Here is a 19,905-nt window from a genome sequence, read left to right as displayed (position 1 = left end):
AATTCTATAATGTCAAAAAAACAACCCCGGTCTCCCGGGGTTGGTTCCTTAGCGCATCGGCTGCTCCTCGCCGCAAATGCGTTCGCTTCGTTCTTGTTCGCTTCGCGCGTCAGTCCACGATCAGATTGACGACCTGGGTGGCCGTCAGCCATTCCGCGGTCACCCCGAACGCGCCGACGACGGTCCGGACCGAAACGTAAGTCGTTCCGTTCTTCACGATCGGCTCCACGTCGCTCGTCGCGGCCTTGCCGTCGATCCAGATGCCGATGCGGCCGGCCGGACTCGGGTTCGCCTGCGAAGGGGACGTGCGGATAAGCACGTTCCGGCCCTTGGCGTCCCACTCCACCTTCCGCCCGACCAGCTTGGCGACCGAGCGAAGCGGCACCAGCGTCCGGTCGTTCGAGACGATCGGCTGCGCCGCGGCGTCCGTCGCCGGAATGCCGTTCACGGCCAGCAGAAGCTTCCCCGCCGGCTCGACGTTCATCTGCGGCATGGACATGGTCCACCCGGTGCTCACCGTCAGATAGCTCTTGCCTGCGGACACGGGCTTGCTCTTCCCGTCCCACCCCTTGCCCGCCGCCGGAAGCGTGAACGTGAAGTCGTAACGGCCGTACTTCGATTCTCCCACGTAGAGGAGAACGGCCGTCTTGCTCGGAAAATCGACGTTCAGCGCGGCGGAATGAACCGTCGATCCGGCGCCCGACGTCTCTTGGAACACGTACACCTTCCCCGCTTCCGTCCCGGCGTCGCTTCCTCTCAGCCTCAGCTGGCCGCCGACCCGGACGGAGGAGCGGTCGAAGCGCGTCGGCTCGGGCGCGACGAGCAAGCTCTCGAACGTCTGAACGGCGGCCTTGTCCGTCCATTCGGTCCGTTTGCCCTTCCGGTCGTAGGCGAGCGTATCCGGATCGGAGATAAACAAAGTAAGAGAACTGCCGTCGGCAAAAGTTACATCCATGCTCGTCCGGAAAAACGACAGCTCGGGATCCGCCGTCTCGGGAGCGTCCGATACTTTGCCCTTGGCGGCCATCGAGTTCAGAATGCCGACGACCTTGGCGATCGCGGCCTGGTCCTCCTTGCGGGAGGCGAACAGAGGAATGTAGACTTGGTCCGCTTGGGAAGCGTGAATCTCGGAGACGGACTCCGCCTTGAATTCGGCCGCTTCCGCGGAAGCTCCGCCGGCGCCGCCGATCAGCAGCCCGCCCAGCAGAACGATTCCCGCCGCGAACGTCGTGATTGTCTTGCGCAATCGGGCAGACACATTCGATCCCTCCTTCGGTTCTTAACTAGATTAGACTCCCGGCGCCCCCCGAAGGTTTCGCGATTCGACCGATTCCGCCGACATTTCTCGGGAAATAAAGCGTATTTTCCATTTTTTCTCGTAACTTTCTCGCGGATCTAACGTCTATTCATACGTACATAGGCCGGATGGAAGAATCCGGCGACTTCAACAGACCGCTGACGAGGTGACGCATGAGAATTTGGATGTCCGCGTTGTTCGCCGCAATCGTCGTTCTATGTTTGGCGGCCGGAGGAGCCTCCGCCGGAACGGTCACGCCCAAGCTGGTCATGGACGGGAAGCCGCTGGAACCGAAGGAGCCCCCGCAGGTGATCGGCAGCACGACGATGATCCCCGTGCGGGTCGTGACCGAGAACCTCGGCTACAAGGTCGATTACGACAGCAAGCAGAAGCGCGTCACCGTCCAGAACGGCCGGTCGGTCATCGTCATGACGCTGAACGACAGCACGGTGACGGTCGACGGGGAAGCGATGAAGCTGCCGGTCGCGCCGACCGCGATCTCGGACACCACGCTGATCCCGCTGAGGTTCACCGGGGAAGCCTTCGGCCTGAAGGTATATTGGGACAACCTGGCCAAGTCGGCGTTCCTGTACACCCCGCCGAAGTCGGGGGCGGAAGCGGCTTCGGATCGTCCGGGCGGCTCGGGCGAAGAAGGAGCCGGAGAGGACGAGCATCCGGCAGACCCGTCAAGCGGCGGAACGGGTTCGCAAGGCGAAGGCAAGCCCCCGGAACCGGCCGCCGGCAGTCCCGACGCGCCCTCCGTGTCCGGGCCCGCCGTCGTCCGCGAAGCGAAGTTCGAGAACGACTCGGTCGTCCTCTCGTACGAAGGCAAGGTTCAGCCCCGCGTCACGGTGATGACCGCCCCGGACCGGATCGTCGTCGATCTGCCGGATTCCGGCTTCTCGGGCCAGTTCGTTCCCGCGATGGACGGCTCCTCCCGGACGGGCAAGCTGGCCGTCGAGGGTCATCCGTCGCTTCAGGCGGTTCGGTATTCCGTTTTCTCGGACAAGCCGTCTTCGACGCTCCGGTTCGTGCTCGACCTGAACCAGCCGTGGAATTATCAAGTCTCGAACGATGCGGCGACGGGCCAGGTGCGCATCTGGCTTCCTCCGGATAACTCGGTGCCCGCCGAGACCGAGGAACCTTCCGTTCCGACGGAATCGCCGGACCCGGCCGATCCGACGGTTCCGACCGATCCCACGGTTCCGCCCGGCACTCCTCCCGATCCCGGGAAGTCGCTGTATACCGTCGTTCTCGACGCCGGACACGGAGGCAAGGATCCGGGCGTTATCAGCATCTCGAAGAAGTTCGAGAAGGACTTCACGCTGCCCGTCATCCTGAAGCTTCAGGCCATACTGGCGGCCGATCCCCGGCTCCACGTCGTCCTGACCCGCGATTCGGACGTTTATCCGACGCTCCGGGAACGGACCGACCTCGCCAACTCGCTTCAAGCGGATCTCTTCTTATCGGTGCACGGGAACAGCAACAAGAAGAGCTCGCCGAACGGCAGCGCCACGTATTACACGCGGGAAGCCAGCCGGCAGCTCGCGGAGACGATCCAGAAGTTCGCGGCCCCGTCGACCGGCTTGAAGGACAACGGCATCATCCAGGACAACCTGTTCGTCACCCGGGAGACGACGATGCCCGCCGTGCTGTACGAAGCCGGCTTCCTCTCGAACGCGTCGGACGAACCGCAGATGTATACCGATGCCTTCCAGGACAAGCTCGCCCAGGGACTGGCCGCGGGCATCAAAGCGTACTTGAACTTATCCTAGATAAACGTTCGGCCCAACGGCCGCGCCCCTCTGACGGGCGCGGTTTTTTGGCGCCGGCCGCGCCCGTCCGACGCCTGCAATCGCCCCATGGATGCCCCAGAATGCGCTCATCGGTTCGGGGCGATAATACCGGAATGGAACGGCGATCACCTATTCCCATGTCACCCTATCGCATATCGCCGAATCACGACATGGCCGCATCGGCCGATTGGCGGGGAGGGCGCAATCTCGAATGATTTACCGGCGGCGGTCCGGAAGAGGCCGAACAGCTTTTATCATCATCCGATGCCTGGTTGCGGCGGTCCTGCTCCTGTTCGCTTTATCGGCGCCCGAAGGGAGGCTCCGCGCCGCTCGGGCGGATCCCGACCTGCCGATCCTGTCGCAGCAGAGCCTCTACTCCATCGAAGTGTACCCGCAATACCACCAGCTGATCGTGAAGACGCAGGGGCATAAATTCAAGACGTATCCGGTCGCGGTCGGCAGCCCGTCCACTCCGACTCCGGTCGGCGAATACCGGATCGTCTACAAGGGCGAGAATTGGGGCCGTTCCTACGGCCCGCGTTGGCTCGGCCTGAACGTCCCCTGGGGAGTCTACGGCATTCATGGCACGAACAAAGCGTACTCGATCGGCCAGCATCTGAGCCACGGCTGCATCCGCATGCGCAACTCGGACGTTCTCGAATTGTACGAGCTGGTTCCGGTCGGCACGAAGGTGACGATCTTCGGCCACGTTCTGGGCGAAGCCGGAGAAGATCCCCGCAGCATCGCCGAAGGGGACGTCGGCGGGGACGTGCAGCTGATTCAATCGCGGCTACGCAGCGAGGGGTTTTACTCGGGCGTCTGCAACGGCAAATTCCGCGCGAGCACGACCGAGGCGGTCAAGAAGTACCAGCGGGCTCATCGAATGACGCCGGACGGCGTCGTGTCGAAGAGAATGTATATGGAGCTCGGCTTGCTGGAGTAGACGCCGAACGGTCTCGAATCGATCAAAGAGCCCCGTCGCATCGGGGCTCTTTGCCGTCTCTCCTCTTTTTCTTAATACACCTTCTTCTGCTCGCGGTCGGCCTTCAGAATCTCCACCGCTTCCCGGAATCGCAGCGAGTGCACGATCTCCCTCTCCCTCAGGAACTTCAGGCTGTCCTGAATGTCGACGTCGTCGGTCATATCGATCAGCCACTGGTAGGTGGCTCTCGCCTTCTCCTCCGCCGCGATATCCTCGTACAGATCCGCGATCGGATCGCCCTTGGCCTGAATATAGGTCGCGGTCCAGGGGTTGCCGGCGGCGTTCTCGTAGAAGAGCGCGTTGTCGTGGTTCACGAAGTGCGGGCCGAGTCCCGCCGCTTCCAGCATCTCCGGCGTCGCGTCCTTCGTCAGCTTGTAGACCATCGTCGCGATCATCTCGAGGTGGGCGAACTCCTCCGTGCCGATGTCGTTCAAGAGGCCGACGACTTTGTCCGGAATCGTATACCTCTGGTTCAGGTAGCGAAGGGCGGCCGACAGCTCCCCGTCCGCGCCTCCGTACTGCTCGATCAGGAACCGCGCCATCCGGGGATCGCACTTGCTTACGCGGACGGGATACTGCAGCTTTTTCTCATAGATCCACATGGACGCCCCTCCTCATACCTGCCACGGCCAAGGAGCCTGCGCCCACTGCCATGGATATCGGGTGAAGCTGTGACCGAATTGCATGAGCGGACCGTACTTCATCTCGAACGCATGCGCGATCTGCGCCCTTCTCTGCGCCAGCTGATTGAACTGCTGGATGGCTTGCATGTCGGTCGGATGGGTATCCAGGTACAGCGTCAGCTCGACGAGCGCGAAGTCGACCTTCTGCAGCTGCTCCAGCTCCGCCACGTACGCCGCGTCGCCCGGTTGCGACCGCTCGGGCTGTCCGGCCGGCTGGCTGCTCGCTTCCGCGCTCGCGTTCCCCGTGCTATCGTTGCGCTCCGCCATCGTCTTAACCTCCTTTGACCGCCCGCCGCGACGGATACGGACTGTACAGCGCCGGCCACAGCGTCCCTCTGCGCAGCGCCTCGTCGAGCGGGAATTGCGGAAGATTCATCGGCTGGAACGGGATATATTGATTCGGCGGCACCACGTACCATTTGACCCGGATGGGCGGGCATGGATCCCACGGGCTCACGTACGGCTTCCACTCTCTCCATTGGCCGTCGTACAAGCGTTTTTCCTCCTTCGCGCTTCCAGGATGGACGTTAACATTCGATCCTAGTGTATGAGCGGGTTCTGGGCGATTTGCCTGTATCGCAAAAATAAAGAAGCCCCTCCGAAGAGGGGCCGCCGCGGCGATTAACCGAGATCGTTCAGATGCGCAGAGCCTGCCGCGCCGCCTGCGCGTTCGCGACATTGCGTCTTATTGCAGCTTGATTTTGAAATCGAGCAGGCCGACCTTGCGCGCCGCCATGAACACGATGACGACGATCGGACCGAGGAACACGCCGACGAGCCCGACGAGCTCGTAGCCGACGTAGAGGCTGACCAGGGCCGACAAGGCGCCGATGCCGACGGCGTCGCCGAGCACCTTCGGTTCGACGACGCGCCGGACGACCGTGATGACGAGGAACAGGAGCAGCAGCCCGATCGCCGTGTACGCGTCCCCGGTCACGAACGAGTAGGCCGCCCACGGGACGAGGACGGAGCCGGTGCCGAGAATCGGAAGGATATCGACGACGACGATGAGCAGCGCGACCGCGAGCGGGTATCCGGTGCCGATGATGAGCAGCCCCAGGAACGACAGCACGTAAGTGAGCAGGCTCAGAATGAACTGGGCGCGCAGAAAACCGAACACCGACTTGCGCAGATTGATCATGATCTGCTCGACTTGAAGGCGCGACTTGTCCTCGAACAGCGACAGGAAGCTCGTCTTCATCGTCGGCAGGCTGTAGCCGAACAGGAAGACCGCGCACAAGAACACGATCAGGACGATGAAAAAGTTCGGGATGCCCTTCGCGAAGCCGTAGATGACGCCGGATACCGAAGCGGCCAGCCCCTGCAAGGCGTTCGTCAGGCTGCTGACCCAGCTCTCCAGCTTGATCGGCAAGTTGTCGTCGCCGCTTCCCGCGAAGGAGGTGTCCGCCCGGTCGATCAGATCCTTGACGTACGCGTTGGCGTTGTTCAGGTACTCCGGAACGTGCTCCCAGAAGCCGAGCAGCTCGTCGATCAGCTTAAGGCCGATCAGAACCATGAGCCCGACGAGCACGACCGTGAACAGGACGCTCGAGATCGTGGACGCGGCGAGCCGGTTCAGCTTGAGCCGGCTCATCAGGAAGCCGGTGAGCGGCTCGAGGAAGATAACCGCGATCAGCGCGAGCAGGAACGGAGCTCCGACCGTGAACAGCAGATAAAGAAACAGCAAGCCGAACGCCATCAGCAGAACGGATTTGAGCGGCATTGAACGCCTCCTTTATCCCCATCGGGTTACGCTTGGCTAGCCGGCCTTAGACGGGATTCTCCGTGCTGTCTTGGCCCGCCTTCGCTTCCGCCGGCTCCTTCGCGGACGCCGCGTCCTTGGCGGGATAGATGTGCACGCGCAGCACGCGCAGCCTCTCCGTCTGGGCGATCTCGAATACGTAGCCTTCGTAATACCACTTCTGTCCCTTGGCGATGTTGCCCTCCAGATTGCGGAACAGCCAGCCGCCGATCGAATCGACCTCCTCGTCGTCGATGTCGAGGCCGAACATGTCGTTGACGTCTTCGATCAGCATCCGTCCTTCGACGGACGTGACGTCGCCCTTCGTCACGACGCTCGGCGGCTCGTCGTCGAACTCGTCGTGAATCTCCCCGACGATCTCCTCGAGGATGGTCTCCGCGGTCAGCATGCCCGCCGTCCCGCCGTATTCGTCGATGACGACCGCGAGCTGCGACTTGCGCTTCTGCATCAGCTTCAGAACCTTGCTGATCTCCATCGATTCCGGAACGCTGAGGATCGGCCGAAGGAACTCGGTCAGATCGTGCTCCTCGTCCGGATCCGCGGTCAGCAGGTCCGTAATGTGCACGAAGCCGATAATCTGATCCTTGTCCTCGACCGCGACCGGATAGCGGGTATGCTTCGTCTCGTAGACGAGCTTCATGTTGTCCCGGAACGGGACGTTCGTGAACATGCAGTCCATGTCCGTTCGCGGAAGCATGACTTCGCGAGCGACGCGGTCGGAGAACTCGAACACGTTGTCGAACAGCTTCATCTCTTCCTTGTCGATAATGCCGCTCTTCGCGCTCTCGTTCATCAGGATGCGGATCTCTTCTTCGGTATGGGCCGCGTCGTGCTCGCTCGCCGGACGGACGCCGATCGACCGGAGCAGCAGGTTGGCCGAGCCGTTCAGCAGCCAGATCGCCGGCAGGAACAGCCGGTAGAACATGAGAAGCGGCCACGACAGCCAGAGGGAGACTCCCTCCGACTTCTGGATGGCGAGCGACTTCGGCGCCAGCTCCCCGAGGACGATGTGCATGAAGGTGATCACGAGGAAAGCGACGATCGAAGCGATCGTATGGATCAGCGTCTCGTCCGTCACGTCGAACCGGTATAGGAGGGGTTCCACGATCAAGTCCGCGATCGCGGGCTCCCCCGTCCAGCCGAGACCGAGCGAAGCGAGCGTAATGCCGAGCTGGGTGGCGGACAGATAGACGTCCAGCTTGCGGTTGACCTTGAGCGCGTAGCGGGCTCTGCCGTTCCCTTCGTTGACCAGCTGCGTCAGCCGGCTCTGCCGAACCTTGACCAAGGCGAATTCGGCCGCCACGAAGAACCCGTTCAGGAAGACCAATATTAGGACGACGATTAAGTTCCAGACGATGGAGCCCCATAAAAAGTCAGTATGCAAAGTCGCAAGCGCACCCCTTCATATCGCGAATCCCGGGCGCGGCCCAGCCTCATCGGTTCCTGTCAGATCAAGGCGCGGCGCCGGGTAAAATCAACGTCTTTGAAATACATGTCCGAGACGAGCAGGTTCGGGCCGCAGCAGCCCGCGGACGGGCAGTGACAGTCGACCCGCCGTTGGACCGGATGGGACTGCCACTTGGCGAAGACGTCGTCCAGCTTCTCGCTCTTCACGTTGCCGAAGGGCGGGATCGACGCGAAGTCGGTCACGTAGACGTCCCCGCTGAACAGGTTGACGTTGACGCGGTTGCGGCCGTCCGGATCGTTGCGGACGGTTACGTTGCGCTCGCCGGCCAATCGGCGGACGAGCTCCCGGTCTCTCGGATCGTCCCCGCACGCGAAGAACGGAAGCGTGCCGAACAGCATCCACACGTCCGGATCCCGGTTGTCGAGGAGCCCGGCGACGGCTTCCCTCATCTGGTCCCGCGACAGCATCGGCAGACCGGAAGCGAACGAGCTCGGGTACATCGGATGAACCTCGTGACGCTTGCATCCCATCTCCACGATAAGCCTATGTATATCGCTGATCTTGTTATACGTCCGGAAGTTGATCATGGATTCGGCCGAGACGAACAAGCCTTCTTCCGCCAGCCTGCGGGCGTTCTCGATCATCCGCTCGTACAGGCGAGCGGCGGAAGACTTGCCGACGGGACGGGACGAGCGGGCGAATCCGACTTCGTGGAAATCTTCCGCCCTCGTATAATTGAAGGAGATGTGCATGACGTCCAGATAAGGAGCGATGAGCTCGTAGCGTCCGTAATCCAGCGTGACGTTCGAGTTGAGCTGGGAACGGATGCCGCGGGAACGGGCGTACTTGAGCAGCGGAAGCAGAATGTTCCGGACCGTCTCCTCGCGGAACGTCGGTTCCCCCCCGGTTAAGCTGATCGTCTCCAGATGCTCGACCTCGTCGAGCCGCTTCAGGATGAGGTCGATCGGCAGATGGGGCGATTCGGTCATGGAGAGGCTGTCTCCGACCGCGCAATGCTCGCAGCGCATATTGCACAAGTGGGTCACGGTGAACTCTACGCTGGTCAGCGCATGGCGGCCGTACTGCCGCAGAGAGCGAATCGGGTCCCACGGGTCGTATTCGGGAGTGATCGGTGTCAGATCGGCGGGCGGGGCGAACCTCGGCGCCGCCGGCGGAACGGTAAAGCCGTGCATGGCAAGTACTCCTGTCGTGACTGAATTTATAGTTATTGTACTTGTCGGATAATTGGAAAGCAAACGAAAGCCCCCGGAACGATCCGTTCCAAGAGCTTCCCCGGCGCGGCTTCCGCCGACCGCGCCGACCGCTACCGTTCCGAAGGACCGGCTTCGATGCCCGTGATCATGACGGATAGCTGCTTGGACAAATCGATGTCGTACGGCGTCTTGAGATCCGCGTTCGCTTCGTCGGTCAGCACCCGAACGATGGGACGATGGGCGCTGGCCGAATTGATGTCGACGACGACGCCCGTCTGGCCGGTGTTCAGCCGGACCGTAATGCCGACGGGATAGATGGCCACCTTGTCGCGGAAGACGCGGAGCATGGCCGTGTCGTACAGCGTTCCGCTGCCGGCGTACAGCGTCTCGACGGCGCGGTGGGGCAGCATCGGGTCCCGGTAGACGCGGTGCGTCGTCATCGCGTCGTAGGAATCGACGATTCCGATCCATCTCGCGTACTCGTGGATCTCGTCGCCCTTCAGCCCGCGCGGATAACCCGAGCCGTCCAGCCTCTCGTGATGCTGCAGGGCGCAGTGGGCGGCGATCAGAGGGATATTCGGCTCGTCCTTGAGCAGATAGTAGCCCCTCTCGGCGTGCCTCTTCATCTCCTCGTATTCCGCCGACGACAACTGGCCCGGCTTGAGCAGCACCTGCATCGAGATCTGCGTCTTGCCGACGTCGTGAAGAAGAGCGCCGAGCCCGAGCGTCGCCAATTCGTCCGTCCCGTAGCCGTACGCCATTCCGAGCAAGGTCGTGTAGACGCATACGTTAAGAGAATGCATATAGAGGTAGTGATCCACGGTCTGAAGATTCATCAGCATGATCATCGCGTCGCGGTTGCGCTGCAGATCGTCCATGATGAGATGCATGACTTGGCGCAGGTTGCGGCCGACGTAAGGATAGGTACCGGTTCGTCTCTTGCCCGGCTGGTCCACGAAGTCCCGGAAGACGGAGCGAATCGTGTTGAGCGCTTGCCGATGCGTCTCTTCGCTCAGAATCTCGGGAACTTCGATTCCTTCCGTGCGCGGGTCCTGGATGTACAGATAGCTGATGCCGTTCTCCCCGAGCCTGCGCAGAAGCGGGGCGGTCAGTTCGACCCCTTCCGCCAACAGCACGATGCCATCATCCGAGAATATCCTTTTGCCCAATTTCATCCCTGGGCGGCACATTGAAATGGGCATCATGCGCATTCTTAACGGGTCCCCCTCTCTTGCGAACGTGATTCTTTAGACTCATTTTTTGCACCTACATTTTAATGTAAGAGATTTGCAAGATTAGGGCAAGAGGGTGCACCGAAATAAAACGACAAATTTCGCCAGAAAAAAGTAAAAAAATGGAGGGCGCTTCGACCCTCCATGCGTTCCCTTCGGCTTCATCGGCCGCCCGTTCGGGGCTGTTCGCCCCCCGGATTGCCCATCCGGCCGATTGTCCGAGCGGCCGCTTATTCGCCCGGCAGCCGGCTCGCTTATAAGCCCGGCTGTTGTTCGCTTGCTTGTCCGGCTGAGGTTCGCTTGTTCGTCAAGCTGCCGGCTCGCTTGTTGCCGGATCCGCTTAGCGGTCCGTTCCCTCCGCCGAACGCCGCCTCGGCCTCTCGCAATCGGCCACGGCGCTCTCGTCGTTCAGCGCCTCCGCCAGCACGTCCCGGATAAACTCCGGCAGCTGGTAGCGGACGACCGTTCCTTCCTTCAAGCCCTTGTAGCCGACGCCGAACGTGAACATGTCCAGCGTGCCGACGGCGTATTCGCGGTCGTCCTCCAGGGGGCGTCCGCCCGCCGTCGCCCCGACGACCCGTTCGTAGGGAGGCTTCGCCTCGTCCACCGTCCATTCGAGGCCGTCCGCGCACAGCGTCCCCAGCACGCGCCCGCGGAACCCGAAGCCTTGGAACTCCAGGCCGATGAATTCCGGCAGCAGACTCTCTTCGAGCGCCCGGCGCAGCTGGCTTCCCTTCAGCATCATCAGGCACGGGTTGATCGGAGACGGGCAGATCGCGTGCACGTCCCCGCGCGTCACCCGTCCGGCCGGCAACCCGCCGAGCAGCTGGCCGGCGTTCGCGAGACCGATCTCGGCTCCCGTCGTCCGCCGGATCGCGGCGGCGAGCAGCGTGCCGAGAGGGGACTCCCGGTCGGGATGCGACGGCAGCGGCTTCTTAAGCGTCGCGATCGCCACGTCCATACGGGAGACCGCTTCCTCCAGGCTGCTCTTCAGCAGGCGCTCGATCCCTTCGGCGGGAGCCATCCCTTCCGTAGACAGGCTGCCCCCCTCGACCGAGAGCCCGCCGCCGGCCGGCTTCTTCGAGATCTCGAGGACGCCCAGATGGCGGCCGAACTTGCCGGCGGCGCATAAGAGGGTGTCGCCCACGCGAAGCGGCGTCTCCAGCAAGTGGTGCGTGTGGGCGCCCAGAATCAGGTCGATGCCGCCGACCGTCTGCGCCAGCCGCTCGTCCTGCCTCAGGCCGAGGTGGGACAGCACGATGACGACGTCCGCTTCCCCCCTCAGCTTGGCGACCCATTCCTCCGCCGCCCGAATCGGATCCTCCGCCTTCCAGCCGAGCAGCCCGTAGAACTCCTCGTACGGGACGGTAAGCCCGACGAGTCCGAGCCGGAAGCCCGCTCTCTCGAGAACGACGGCCGGCTTCATCCAGTCCGGCCTCGAGCCGGTGTCGGAGCGCACCAGATTGGCGCATACGACCGGGAACGGCGCGTCTGCGAACAAGGCGTCCAATTCGGGCCCCGTGTAGGACAGGCCTTCGTTGTTGCCCATCGTCACGGCGTCGTACCCGATCGCGTCCAGCAGGCGCCGGTTGGCCATGCCTTCCGTCCCTTCCGTCTCCACGCGCGCCCGATCGAGGAAGTCCCCGATATCGAACAGGAGCATTCTCTCCCGCGGAACGGTCTTCCGCAGCTCCTCGACGTACCCGGCGATCCGCGCGGCTTCCTCCAGATGGCTGTGAATATCGTTCGTATGCAGCAATATCAGCGTCTCGGAACTCGCGTTCATCTTCTCCTCCTGCAACCGCGAACGGGCCCGAGGCCCGGCCGATAACGATCCGTCCTGTATCCCTGTTAACGTATCACGATTGGACGGGGACGCGCAACCGGAGGCGTTATCCGCCGATTTGCGACATTCTTCTCTCGGTCGGCGCTCTCGATTGCGCTTCTCCCGCCAGCAGCGCGGCCATCTCGTGGTTCTCCGGCTTGATGGCCATCGCCCGGTCGAACAAGGCGTTCAGCGCCTCCTTCGAGCCGAGAGCCGGGCGCACGTTCAGTTCGTCCATCCAGTAGAGGCAAGGCTTGATATGGCCGTCCGCCGTCAGCCGCAGCCGGTTGCAATTCTGGCAGAAGTGGTCGCTGATCGGATGGATCAGCCCGAACGAGCCGGCCCCGCCGCGGATGCGCCAGTCTTCCGAAGGCCCGCTCCCGCGCGGCGCTTCGGCCGCCCGCTCGAGCTCGTAGCCGGACTCCTTCGCCGTCTCCAGCACGCGGCTGAGCGGCAAGTAATGATTGCGCCAGCCGGCGTCGTCGTGCCCGATCGGCATATATTCGATGAAGCGGACGTGCAGCGGCTGCTCGAACGACATTCGAAGGAACGAAGCGATCTCGTCTTCGTTGATTCCCTTCAGAAGGACGCAATTCAGCTTGATGGGAGAGAGCCCCGCTTCGGCCGCGGCCGCCACTCCTTCCAACACCTTCTCCAGGTGGCCGCGCCGGGCGATGAACCGGAACCGGACCGGGTCGAGCGTGTCCAGGCTGATGTTGACCCGCTTCAGTCCGGCTTCCTTCAGCTTCTTCGCTTGCTGGGCGAGCAGCAGCCCGTTCGTCGTGAGCGCGATCTCTTCGATGCCGCGTATGGCGGAGAGCCGGGCGATCAGCCGATCGAGATCGGGACGGACGAGCGGCTCGCCCCCCGTGATCCGCAGCTTCGAGATGCCTCTCTCGGCCGCGGCTTCGACGACTTCGACGATCTCCGGATAGGACAGCAGCCTCTCCTGATCCATGAATGTAACGCCCTCTTCGGGCATGCAATATAAGCAGCGCAAGTTACAGCGGTCCGTCACGGATATCCGCAAGTACGTATGTTTCCTCCCGAATCGGTCCACCAGCTCCGGCATCCGTCGTACCTCCTCTATCTCCTGCGTCGGTTGATCCTCGCGTGTTTATAGCATAACATTTTCAAGGACGATATGGTATTCTTAAACAAAGGATATATTGAACATTAGATGGAAGGAATCAGGACATGAACAATCCATTCACTTGGCGAATCGCCCTGTTCGCGGGATTGGCCGAACGGCTCGGCACCCGAATGCTGACAATAGAATTCGAAGAAAGCTCCCTGTCCGTGGGAGAGATCAAGCAAAGATTGATGGAGCGGTACCCCGAAGAGTCGGAGCTGCTGTCCGTCTCCTTCATGGCGCGCAACCAGGCGTTCGCGGCCGACGACGCGGCGGTGTCGTCCGAGGACGAGCTCGCGCTTCTTCCTCCGGTATCCGGCGGCTCCGATGCGGAAGCGTCCGGTGCCGAAGCCCGGAGGCCCCGCTACGCCGTCGCGTCCGAACCGCTCCGCGCGGAAGCGGTTCAGGAGCTGGTCGCTCACCCCGATCACGGGGCGATTCTGCTCTTCGTCGGCACGACCCGGGAATGGACGGGCGGATCGCGCACCGTGCTGCTCGAATACGAAGCGTACGTCCCGATGGCGATCGGGGCTCTCGAGCGAATCGGCGAAGAGATCGCGGAGCGGTGGCCCGGTACGCTGTGCGCCATTCATCACCGGATCGGAACGGTCGGCGTCGGGGAAGCGAGCGTCGTCATCGCCGTCTCCTCCCCCCACCGGGCGGCCGCTTACGAGGCGAGCCGGTACGCCATCGAACGGTTGAAGCAGACGGTGCCGATCTGGAAAAAGGAAGTGTACGAGGACGGCTCGGAATGGAAGGGACACCAGCTCGGGCCGTGGAACCCGCTCGCTCCCGCTCCCGCGTCGCCGCAGGGAGGAGCCGGATCATGACGGACATCGCCCCGGATCAACGGTACGCCCGCCAGATCCGCTTCGCTCCGATCGGGCGGGAAGGACAGAGCAAGCTGGGCCAAGCCCGCGTCGCCGTCGTCGGGGCGGGCGCTCTCGGCTGCGTCATCGCGAACCATCTCGCGCGGGCCGGCGCGGGCTCGCTTCTCCTGATCGACCGGGATATCGTCGACTTCAGCAACCTGCAGCGCCAGCTGCTCTACGACGAAGCCGATGCCGCGTCCGGCGCCCCGAAGGCGTTCGCGGCCGCCAAGCGGCTCTCCGCCGTCAACGGGAGCATCGGGATCGAGCCCCGCGCGGTCGACTTGACGAGCGCCAACGCGGAGACGCTGCTCGCCGGAGTCGACCTGATCGTCGACGGCACCGACAACTTCGGCGTCCGCTATCTGATCAACGAAGTCGCCGTCAAGCACGGCATTCCCTGGATATACGGAGCCGCCGTCGGAGCTTCGGGCATGACGATGACGATTCGCCCGGGCGTCACCCCGTGCCTGCGCTGCCTGTTCCCATCGGCGCCTCCGGGCGGCTCGCTCGACACTTGCGAGACGGCCGGCGTCGTCGCGCCGATCGTCGACGCGATCGCTTCGATTCAGGCGATGGAAGCGATCAAGCTGCTCTCCGGCCATCCGGAGGCGCTTCACGGCTCGCTTCTGCAGGTCGACCTCTGGAACCATCACTGGCAGCCCTTGTCGGTGGCGGGAGCGCGCCGGGCGGATTGCCCGGTCTGCGCCGGACGCCGGTTCGAGGCGCTCGATTCGGCCTCCTCGGAGCCGATGGCGGTCTCCTTGTGCGGGCGGAACACGATCCAAGTCGCCCCGGCGGAACCGGTCGGCCTGGACCTCGACCGGCTCGCGAACCGTTGGAACGCTCAGGGCGTAGGGCAGGTCGAGCGAACCCCTTACCTGCTCCGGCTGCGGCTTCCCGAGCCCGACGGCGTCGTGCTCGCGGTATTCCCCGACGGGAGGGCCCTCGTTACCGGGACGGAAGAACCGGCCGTGGCGCGCAGAATCTATGCTTCTTTCCTAGGAGATTCCTAGAAAATAGGGTTGCGCGCCTCCCCAATTATTGGTAGCATGATGATAGATTATTCCTATACAAGTGGTTCCTTCCTACTAAAGATAGCGCTTTCAGAATCCTTGGCAGAGGTGCGTCATGAGAGTCCACTTAACCGATCTGCAGCCGGGCGACCGGCTGGCCGAAGACATTTTCACCGAGCAAGGACTGCACGTTCTATCCAGCGGAACCGTCTTGCAGGAGCGGGATTTGTCCCGTCTGGAGCTGCTTCGCATCGGTTACGTCGAGATCGAGCGGCGGTCGCCGGTCTACCGGACCGAATTCGCCACGGGAGAGCCGGAGCCCGAGGCCGCGCGTCAGCTCCGGCAGAGACTCCTGCCGTATTACGAAGATGCGGTCGCCGGATGCGAGCTTCTGTTCAAGAGAGCCGTCGAAGAGGGACGCATCCTGGAGAGCGAAGCCGAGGAGAGCTTCCGTCCTCTCGTCGACAACTTCAAGGCGGAGCGCGACGTCATCTCGCTCCTGCTCATGCTGAACAGCCAGGACGATTACACGTACCAGCACTCCGTCCAGGTCGGGATGCTCAGCTTCTATCTGGCCAAGTGGCTCGGATGGAGCGAAGAGGAGACGCTGCTGGCGGGCAAGGCCGGCTTCCTGCACGACATCGGGAAGTGCCGCATTCCGGATACGATTCTCGGGAAGCCCGGCAAGCTGACGGACGAGGAATTCGCCGAAGTTCGCCGGCATACCGTGTACGGACACGAGATCATTACCGCTTCCGGAGGCGATCCCGCCGTAGCCGTCGCGGCCTTGCAGCATCACGAGCGAAGCAACGGCTCGGGCTACCCGTCCGGCTTGGCGGGCGACAGCATTCACCCGATGGCCCGCGTCGTCGCCGTCGCCGACGTGTACAGCGCCATGATCTCGTCGCGCGCCTATCAGGAGAAGCAGGATCTGCTGGCCGTGCTCAAGGAGCTCCACCGCCTCAGCTTCAAGGAGCTCGACCCCCGGATGACCCAGACGTTCATCCGCCACATGCTTCCTAACTTCATCGGCAAGAAGGCGGAGCTGGCTAGCGGAGAAGTCGGGATCGTCGTCATGAATCACCCGACCGATCTGTTCCGTCCGCTCATTCGGATCGGAGAACGGTATGTCGATACGTCCTCCGACTCCTCCTGCGAGATCAAGCAGATCATCCTCTGACGGCTGGATTCCAGCTGCTGACGGGCCCTTGGCGCGCTCCCGCGCCAAGGGCTCTCTTCGTCTTGCAAAATTGATTCATTTGCTTCGCGTTGGTTGTCCAAGCTTCTTCTTGTTCGCTGCATAAGCTGTACTATCTTCATAGAAAAGAGGTGAACCGATATGCCCGTAGTACTCAACTACAACGCCACCGTCGTCACTCCTACCGTCAACGGAACGTCGATCCCGATCCCGCTCGCTCCCGGAGGAGTCGGCGTGGCCGCGGTCGTCGTCAACGTGCCGAACTCCAACCAACGCTTCGTCGAAATCAAGGCGACCGTCGGACTTCAAGGCACTTCCGGAATCGGCGGCGTCCTGTTCGTTCTGTTCCGCGACGGGGTCGAGATCTACCGCTTCCGCCAGGATTTGCTCAACGGCTTCAATCAGTATGCTCTCGTTACCTTGCAAGCCGTCGACGGCAACGCGACGGTAGGCCCGCACACGTACACGCTGGGGGCTCAGATTCAGACGCCGTCCAGCCTGGTCGCAGCCGCTGTAGGCCCGATCGACATCAGCGCGACGGTCATCGGCTAATGTATCGCTGCAGGACAAGCACCTTCTAGACGAATCAAGGGCAGCCCGCCTCCGGCGGAGCTGCCCTTGATTTTTTTGCCGTCTGCCGTCTTCCGACCTGTCGTTCTGCCGGCCAGCGTCCGTCAAGGAAGAACGCGCTTCGCGAACAGGAACGTTCTCTGCCAATACGGCTTGTTGATATCCGTGATCTGCACGCCGTCCTGCGGTTCGGGGCTCGAGTGAATCATGCTGCCGTTCCCCATGTAGATGCCCACGTGGCCGACGGTGGAATCGCTCTTGAATCGTCCCGGTACGGAGAAAAACAGCAGATCCCCGGTCTCGAGAGCATCCCTCGATACGGACGTGCCCATCCGGCCCTGTTCGTCGGCCGTTCTCGGCATTTGAACGCCGCGTTCGCCGAACAGCAGCTGGACGAACGAAGAGCAGTCGAACGTCTTCGACTTCTCGTACGGCTCCGCGCCGAAATTGTAGCGAACGCCGAGATACTTCTTGGCTTCTTCGATCAGATCGGCGTGCTTGCCCCCCGCCGATGCATCGGAAGCGCCTCCGTTCGCCCCTTGCGCGTCGAATCCGCCGATCCCGCCGGCGGAATGCGCTCGCAGCTTCCCTTCGCCGCGGGTCGGAACCGCGTCCCGGAACGGCGCCAGGCGATCGTCCGCGCCGACGTCGGAAGCCAATGGCTTCGGGATGAAGGACAGGCTGTTCCCCGTCATCCGGAACGACGTGACGTTCCCGAACAGCATCGGCAGTCCGCTCACCGGAGCGTACAATCGGTTGCTTCTCTTGACGGTCGGCGCGGGCAATCTCACCGTCTTCTCCCCGCTTCGCACGTCGCTCTCGCCGGGACGGAATACCCAACGCGCGTCGCGATCGCCGATCCCGTAATTCCCGTTCTCGAGCCATTGATCGTTGAATCCGATGGCGGTGGCCACGTCATCCAGCGCGACGTAATCGGTATTCTGGATCCGTTCGATCGGGACGATGCTCGCGGAAGTCGTCCCGTCTCCGCCGGTATCGTTCAGCGACTTCACCCGTACCGGACCCGAGTATTTGTTCAGATCCCCCTGCGTGTCGCCCGGATTGTTCACGCAGCCGGCCGCGATTGCGGCCGAGATCAGAATCGCGGCCGCCGCGCCTCCTGCTTTTCCTCTATATCGAGCCTTGCCCATCGGGAGCGAATCGCCTCCATAGCTGGAATGAATTCTCCCGTTAGGTTGCGCTTCGCTTGGATATTTATGCGGCGCGGCTGTCTACGGCTTCATTGGCGACGTGACATTAATGAAGGAGGCTCGCCCGTTAATCCGCCCACCGTACTCGTCGTCAATGACGAACAGGATATTCGCGATATCATCAAGGTCTATTTAACCAATGAAATATCCGGATTTTCGAAGCGGAGAACGGCGTAGAAGCGCTGGAGATCCTGAACAGGAGAACGTCGACCTGGTGGGATCCTTGACGTTATGATGCCCCTGCTGGATGGGATCAAGACTTGCATGCGGATCCGGGAGTTCTCCGAGGCCCAGGTTCTTATTCTCTCCGCTAAGCAGGAGGATCTCGACAAAATCACCGGGCTCACGCGACCTGGAGGTATGGATTGATCCCGACAAAATCATTCGAGCTCTAGATAATCTGTACTTGAACACGCTGAAATTCTCTTGTCGTCCCGGCGAAATTCGCATAGAATACTCCCTTATCCAAGATGGGCTGAGGATCGACATCGAGAACGAAGGGGAGCCATGAGGACGAAGCAGGAGGAACGGTTGTTCGAACGGTTGTTCGAACGGTTCTTCGGGCGTTGCCGGACTTGGCTCGGGTTCGGGGCTCGGGCTTGCCGTCGCCAGAAGCATCGAGCGGCTGCACGGGGGCGAGCTCGCTTTTAATCACTGGCAGGGCCGATACCGGTTCCGTCTGGAGCTTCCGAGGAGCCCTAATTGAAACAGGCATATAGATTCGGTACAAAAGAAAAGCGCGTCCGAGCGACCTGCGCACCGAAGTGCCGAGATCGCTGCGGACACGTAGTTGTTAAAAAATGATTTAACCGATGGACCCTTCCATCTCGAATTTATCTTTTCTACACTATACATGTAGGCTTAATGTTTGACGATTGCCGAAACGACGGTTTTATCATAGTTTTTCGGACGTCTCTGGGTGTTTTTTGGGTGCTCTGGATGATGTAAGATAGAGAAAAGCACCCTAATGAGCTTTTTCTTGCAGCTTTCGTTTCCTCCAACAACTTAAGTTACATCATTCCAAACTGCGAATGTATAGGGGGCTGTTCCAATATCAAGTGCTGTATGAGCGAACACTCGGAAGTATACGACATCTCCTGGCAAAGTTCTTAGATAAAGGAACTCGGTCCCACCTTTGCCCGCGTCGTTATCGGCTGAATTCTTGTTGATAATCCCTCCGCCGGAAGCAAGTTGGATAATCTGGTAATCAAGATTTTTGCCCATTGGACTTGTTAATTGCACTTCAAGATATTTCGCCTTGCCTGTATTATTTGTCCAAACAAACCAGTCGTTATCGTTTGTTGAATCAATATTATATGCAGTCGACATGAACTCTATCGCTGGAATTACATGCGCCTCTCCTGGTCTATCAATAACACCTATATTAGCAAAGGCTGATTGGGCGCCCATAATCGTCATTACGCTCACCGATGCAAGCAACGCAGCTTTGAACCTTTTCTTCATAAAGCACCTCTCTCAGTCTTTTTGTGGAAATCTGGCCAGATTTCTACTCTATTAGACAAACCATAATAGGTAATAGTTTCATGATATTTGTAAATTTTAGTTAAAATCTATCTAAAGATGAATAACCCAGATGATTATTGAATTACATGTGTATACGCATAAGTGCTACTGATGTCAGAGCTGTAATTCGGGAAAATTCTTAAGTACATCAATTGACCAGGAATATTAATCCTGAATTTCGAAAGT

The 19,905-nt window shown here is 61.2% G+C and carries 18 protein-coding genes; 6 read left to right on the top strand and 12 right to left on the bottom strand.

Going from position 1 to position 19,905, the window contains the following annotated elements; translation table 11 throughout:
- Positions 1–109: 109 nt before the first annotated feature.
- On the bottom strand, positions 110–1,258 hold the full coding sequence (locus H7B90_RS11140) for a stalk domain-containing protein (protein WP_185135948.1): 1,149 nt from the start codon (positions 1,256–1,258) through the stop codon (positions 110–112).
- A 212-nt stretch (positions 1,259–1,470) separates the two neighbouring features.
- Between H7B90_RS11140 and H7B90_RS11135 the strand changes: the two genes are divergently transcribed.
- Both H7B90_RS11135 and H7B90_RS11130 read left to right on the top strand, forming a co-directional pair.
- Positions 1,471–3,072: an N-acetylmuramoyl-L-alanine amidase gene (locus H7B90_RS11135; RefSeq protein ID WP_185135947.1), complete on the top strand. Its 1,602-nt coding sequence runs from the start codon at positions 1,471–1,473 to the stop codon at positions 3,070–3,072.
- 232 nt (positions 3,073–3,304) lie between these two features.
- Entirely contained in the window at positions 3,305–4,036 is a 732-nt protein-coding gene (locus H7B90_RS11130) for a L,D-transpeptidase family protein (protein WP_185135946.1), read from the top strand.
- Between the two features lie 71 nt (positions 4,037–4,107).
- On the opposite strand, the gene H7B90_RS11125 is transcribed toward H7B90_RS11130, so the two are convergent.
- The 9 genes from H7B90_RS11125 to moaA all read right to left on the bottom strand — a co-directional run bounded on the left by H7B90_RS11125 (position 4,108) and on the right by moaA (position 13,271).
- Complete coding sequence (locus tag H7B90_RS11125; protein ID WP_185135945.1) at positions 4,108–4,677, bottom strand: manganese catalase family protein; 570 nt, start codon at positions 4,675–4,677, stop codon at positions 4,108–4,110.
- A gap of 12 nt (positions 4,678–4,689) precedes the next feature.
- Positions 4,690–5,025 (bottom strand): spore coat protein CotJB, encoded by a 336-nt coding sequence (locus H7B90_RS11120; RefSeq protein ID WP_185135944.1) that lies wholly within the window; start codon positions 5,023–5,025, stop codon positions 4,690–4,692.
- Positions 5,026–5,029: 4 nt separating this feature from the next.
- Positions 5,030–5,251, bottom strand: coding sequence for a spore coat associated protein CotJA (locus H7B90_RS11115; protein ID WP_185135943.1), 222 nt, complete (start codon positions 5,249–5,251; stop codon positions 5,030–5,032).
- 192 nt (positions 5,252–5,443) lie between these two features.
- Positions 5,444–6,481: a sporulation integral membrane protein YtvI gene (gene ytvI, locus H7B90_RS11110; protein ID WP_185135942.1), complete on the bottom strand. Its 1,038-nt coding sequence runs from the start codon at positions 6,479–6,481 to the stop codon at positions 5,444–5,446.
- 46 nt (positions 6,482–6,527) lie between these two features.
- Positions 6,528–7,904 carry a hemolysin family protein gene (locus H7B90_RS11105; RefSeq protein ID WP_185135941.1) on the bottom strand — a complete coding sequence of 459 codons (1,377 nt, stop codon included), beginning with the start codon at positions 7,902–7,904 and terminating at the stop codon, positions 6,528–6,530.
- Positions 7,905–7,966: 62 nt separating this feature from the next.
- Positions 7,967–9,121 carry a radical SAM/CxCxxxxC motif protein YfkAB gene (gene yfkAB / locus H7B90_RS11100; RefSeq protein ID WP_185135940.1) on the bottom strand — a complete coding sequence of 385 codons (1,155 nt, stop codon included), beginning with the start codon at positions 9,119–9,121 and terminating at the stop codon, positions 7,967–7,969.
- Between the two features lie 131 nt (positions 9,122–9,252).
- Positions 9,253–10,353: an HD-GYP domain-containing protein gene (locus H7B90_RS11095; protein ID WP_185135939.1), complete on the bottom strand. Its 1,101-nt coding sequence runs from the start codon at positions 10,351–10,353 to the stop codon at positions 9,253–9,255.
- A 361-nt stretch (positions 10,354–10,714) separates the two neighbouring features.
- A complete protein-coding gene (locus H7B90_RS11090; protein WP_185135938.1) occupies positions 10,715–12,160 on the bottom strand; it encodes a bifunctional metallophosphatase/5'-nucleotidase in 1,446 nt (481 codons plus the stop codon).
- A gap of 106 nt (positions 12,161–12,266) precedes the next feature.
- Positions 12,267–13,271 (bottom strand): GTP 3',8-cyclase MoaA, encoded by a 1,005-nt coding sequence (gene moaA, locus H7B90_RS11085; protein WP_185135937.1) that lies wholly within the window; start codon positions 13,269–13,271, stop codon positions 12,267–12,269.
- A 125-nt stretch (positions 13,272–13,396) separates the two neighbouring features.
- On the opposite strand from moaA, the gene H7B90_RS11080 reads away from it, so the two are divergent.
- The 4 genes from H7B90_RS11080 to H7B90_RS11065 all read left to right on the top strand — a co-directional run bounded on the left by H7B90_RS11080 (position 13,397) and on the right by H7B90_RS11065 (position 16,966).
- Positions 13,397–14,161 carry a molybdenum cofactor biosynthesis protein gene (locus H7B90_RS11080; RefSeq protein ID WP_185135936.1) on the top strand — a complete coding sequence of 255 codons (765 nt, stop codon included), beginning with the start codon at positions 13,397–13,399 and terminating at the stop codon, positions 14,159–14,161.
- Positions 14,158–15,216, top strand: a complete 1,059-nt coding sequence (locus tag H7B90_RS11075) for a ThiF family adenylyltransferase (protein WP_185135935.1) — start codon at positions 14,158–14,160, stop codon at positions 15,214–15,216. Before H7B90_RS11080 ends, H7B90_RS11075 begins: the two co-directional genes overlap by 4 nt.
- 115 nt (positions 15,217–15,331) lie before the next feature.
- The gene (locus H7B90_RS11070) at positions 15,332–16,396 is read left to right on the top strand and encodes an HD-GYP domain-containing protein (RefSeq protein ID WP_185135934.1); all 1,065 of its coding nucleotides are present in this window, start codon (positions 15,332–15,334) and stop codon (positions 16,394–16,396) included.
- 159 nt (positions 16,397–16,555) lie between these two features.
- Positions 16,556–16,966 carry a hypothetical protein gene (locus H7B90_RS11065; protein WP_185135933.1) on the top strand — a complete coding sequence of 137 codons (411 nt, stop codon included), beginning with the start codon at positions 16,556–16,558 and terminating at the stop codon, positions 16,964–16,966.
- Positions 16,967–17,088: 122 nt separating this feature from the next.
- On the opposite strand, the gene H7B90_RS11060 is transcribed toward H7B90_RS11065, so the two are convergent.
- A complete protein-coding gene (locus H7B90_RS11060) occupies positions 17,089–18,135 on the bottom strand; it encodes a C40 family peptidase (RefSeq protein WP_185135932.1) in 1,047 nt (348 codons plus the stop codon).
- Between the two features lie 1,065 nt (positions 18,136–19,200).
- Positions 19,201–19,659 carry a hypothetical protein gene (locus tag H7B90_RS11055; protein WP_185135931.1) on the bottom strand — a complete coding sequence of 153 codons (459 nt, stop codon included), beginning with the start codon at positions 19,657–19,659 and terminating at the stop codon, positions 19,201–19,203.
- Positions 19,660–19,905: the final 246 nt, after the last annotated feature.

The sequence above is a fragment of the Cohnella xylanilytica genome (assembly GCF_014212175.1).
In the GTDB taxonomy this organism is placed as follows: Bacteria; Bacillota; Bacilli; order Paenibacillales; family Paenibacillaceae; genus Cohnella; species Cohnella xylanilytica.
Note: the sequence above shows the minus strand (reverse complement) of the source record. Positions and strands in the feature narration are given on the sequence as shown.

Excerpts from the sequence above, each read along its gene's own strand:
- H7B90_RS11135 (WP_185135947.1), top strand. The coding sequence starts at position 1,471 with ATGAGAATTTGGATGTCCGCGTTGTTCGCCGCAATCGTCGTTCTATGT.
- H7B90_RS11130 (WP_185135946.1), top strand. The coding sequence starts at position 3,305 with ATGATTTACCGGCGGCGGTCCGGAAGAGGCCGAACAGCTTTTATCATC.
- H7B90_RS11125 (WP_185135945.1), bottom strand. The coding sequence starts at position 4,677 with ATGTGGATCTATGAGAAAAAGCTGCAGTATCCCGTCCGCGTAAGCAAG.
- H7B90_RS11120 (WP_185135944.1), bottom strand. The coding sequence starts at position 5,025 with ATGGCGGAGCGCAACGATAGCACGGGGAACGCGAGCGCGGAAGCGAGC.
- ytvI (WP_185135942.1), bottom strand. The coding sequence starts at position 6,481 with ATGCCGCTCAAATCCGTTCTGCTGATGGCGTTCGGCTTGCTGTTTCTT.
- yfkAB (WP_185135940.1), bottom strand. The coding sequence starts at position 9,121 with ATGCACGGCTTTACCGTTCCGCCGGCGGCGCCGAGGTTCGCCCCGCCC.
- H7B90_RS11095 (WP_185135939.1), bottom strand. The coding sequence starts at position 10,353 with ATGCGCATGATGCCCATTTCAATGTGCCGCCCAGGGATGAAATTGGGC.
- H7B90_RS11090 (WP_185135938.1), bottom strand. The coding sequence starts at position 12,160 with ATGAACGCGAGTTCCGAGACGCTGATATTGCTGCATACGAACGATATT.
- moaA (WP_185135937.1), bottom strand. The coding sequence starts at position 13,271 with ATGCCGGAGCTGGTGGACCGATTCGGGAGGAAACATACGTACTTGCGG.
- H7B90_RS11080 (WP_185135936.1), top strand. The coding sequence starts at position 13,397 with ATGAACAATCCATTCACTTGGCGAATCGCCCTGTTCGCGGGATTGGCC.
- H7B90_RS11075 (WP_185135935.1), top strand. The coding sequence starts at position 14,158 with ATGACGGACATCGCCCCGGATCAACGGTACGCCCGCCAGATCCGCTTC.
- H7B90_RS11070 (WP_185135934.1), top strand. The coding sequence starts at position 15,332 with ATGAGAGTCCACTTAACCGATCTGCAGCCGGGCGACCGGCTGGCCGAA.
- H7B90_RS11065 (WP_185135933.1), top strand. The coding sequence starts at position 16,556 with ATGCCCGTAGTACTCAACTACAACGCCACCGTCGTCACTCCTACCGTC.
- H7B90_RS11060 (WP_185135932.1), bottom strand. The coding sequence starts at position 18,135 with ATGGGCAAGGCTCGATATAGAGGAAAAGCAGGAGGCGCGGCGGCCGCG.
- H7B90_RS11055 (WP_185135931.1), bottom strand. The coding sequence starts at position 19,659 with ATGAAGAAAAGGTTCAAAGCTGCGTTGCTTGCATCGGTGAGCGTAATG.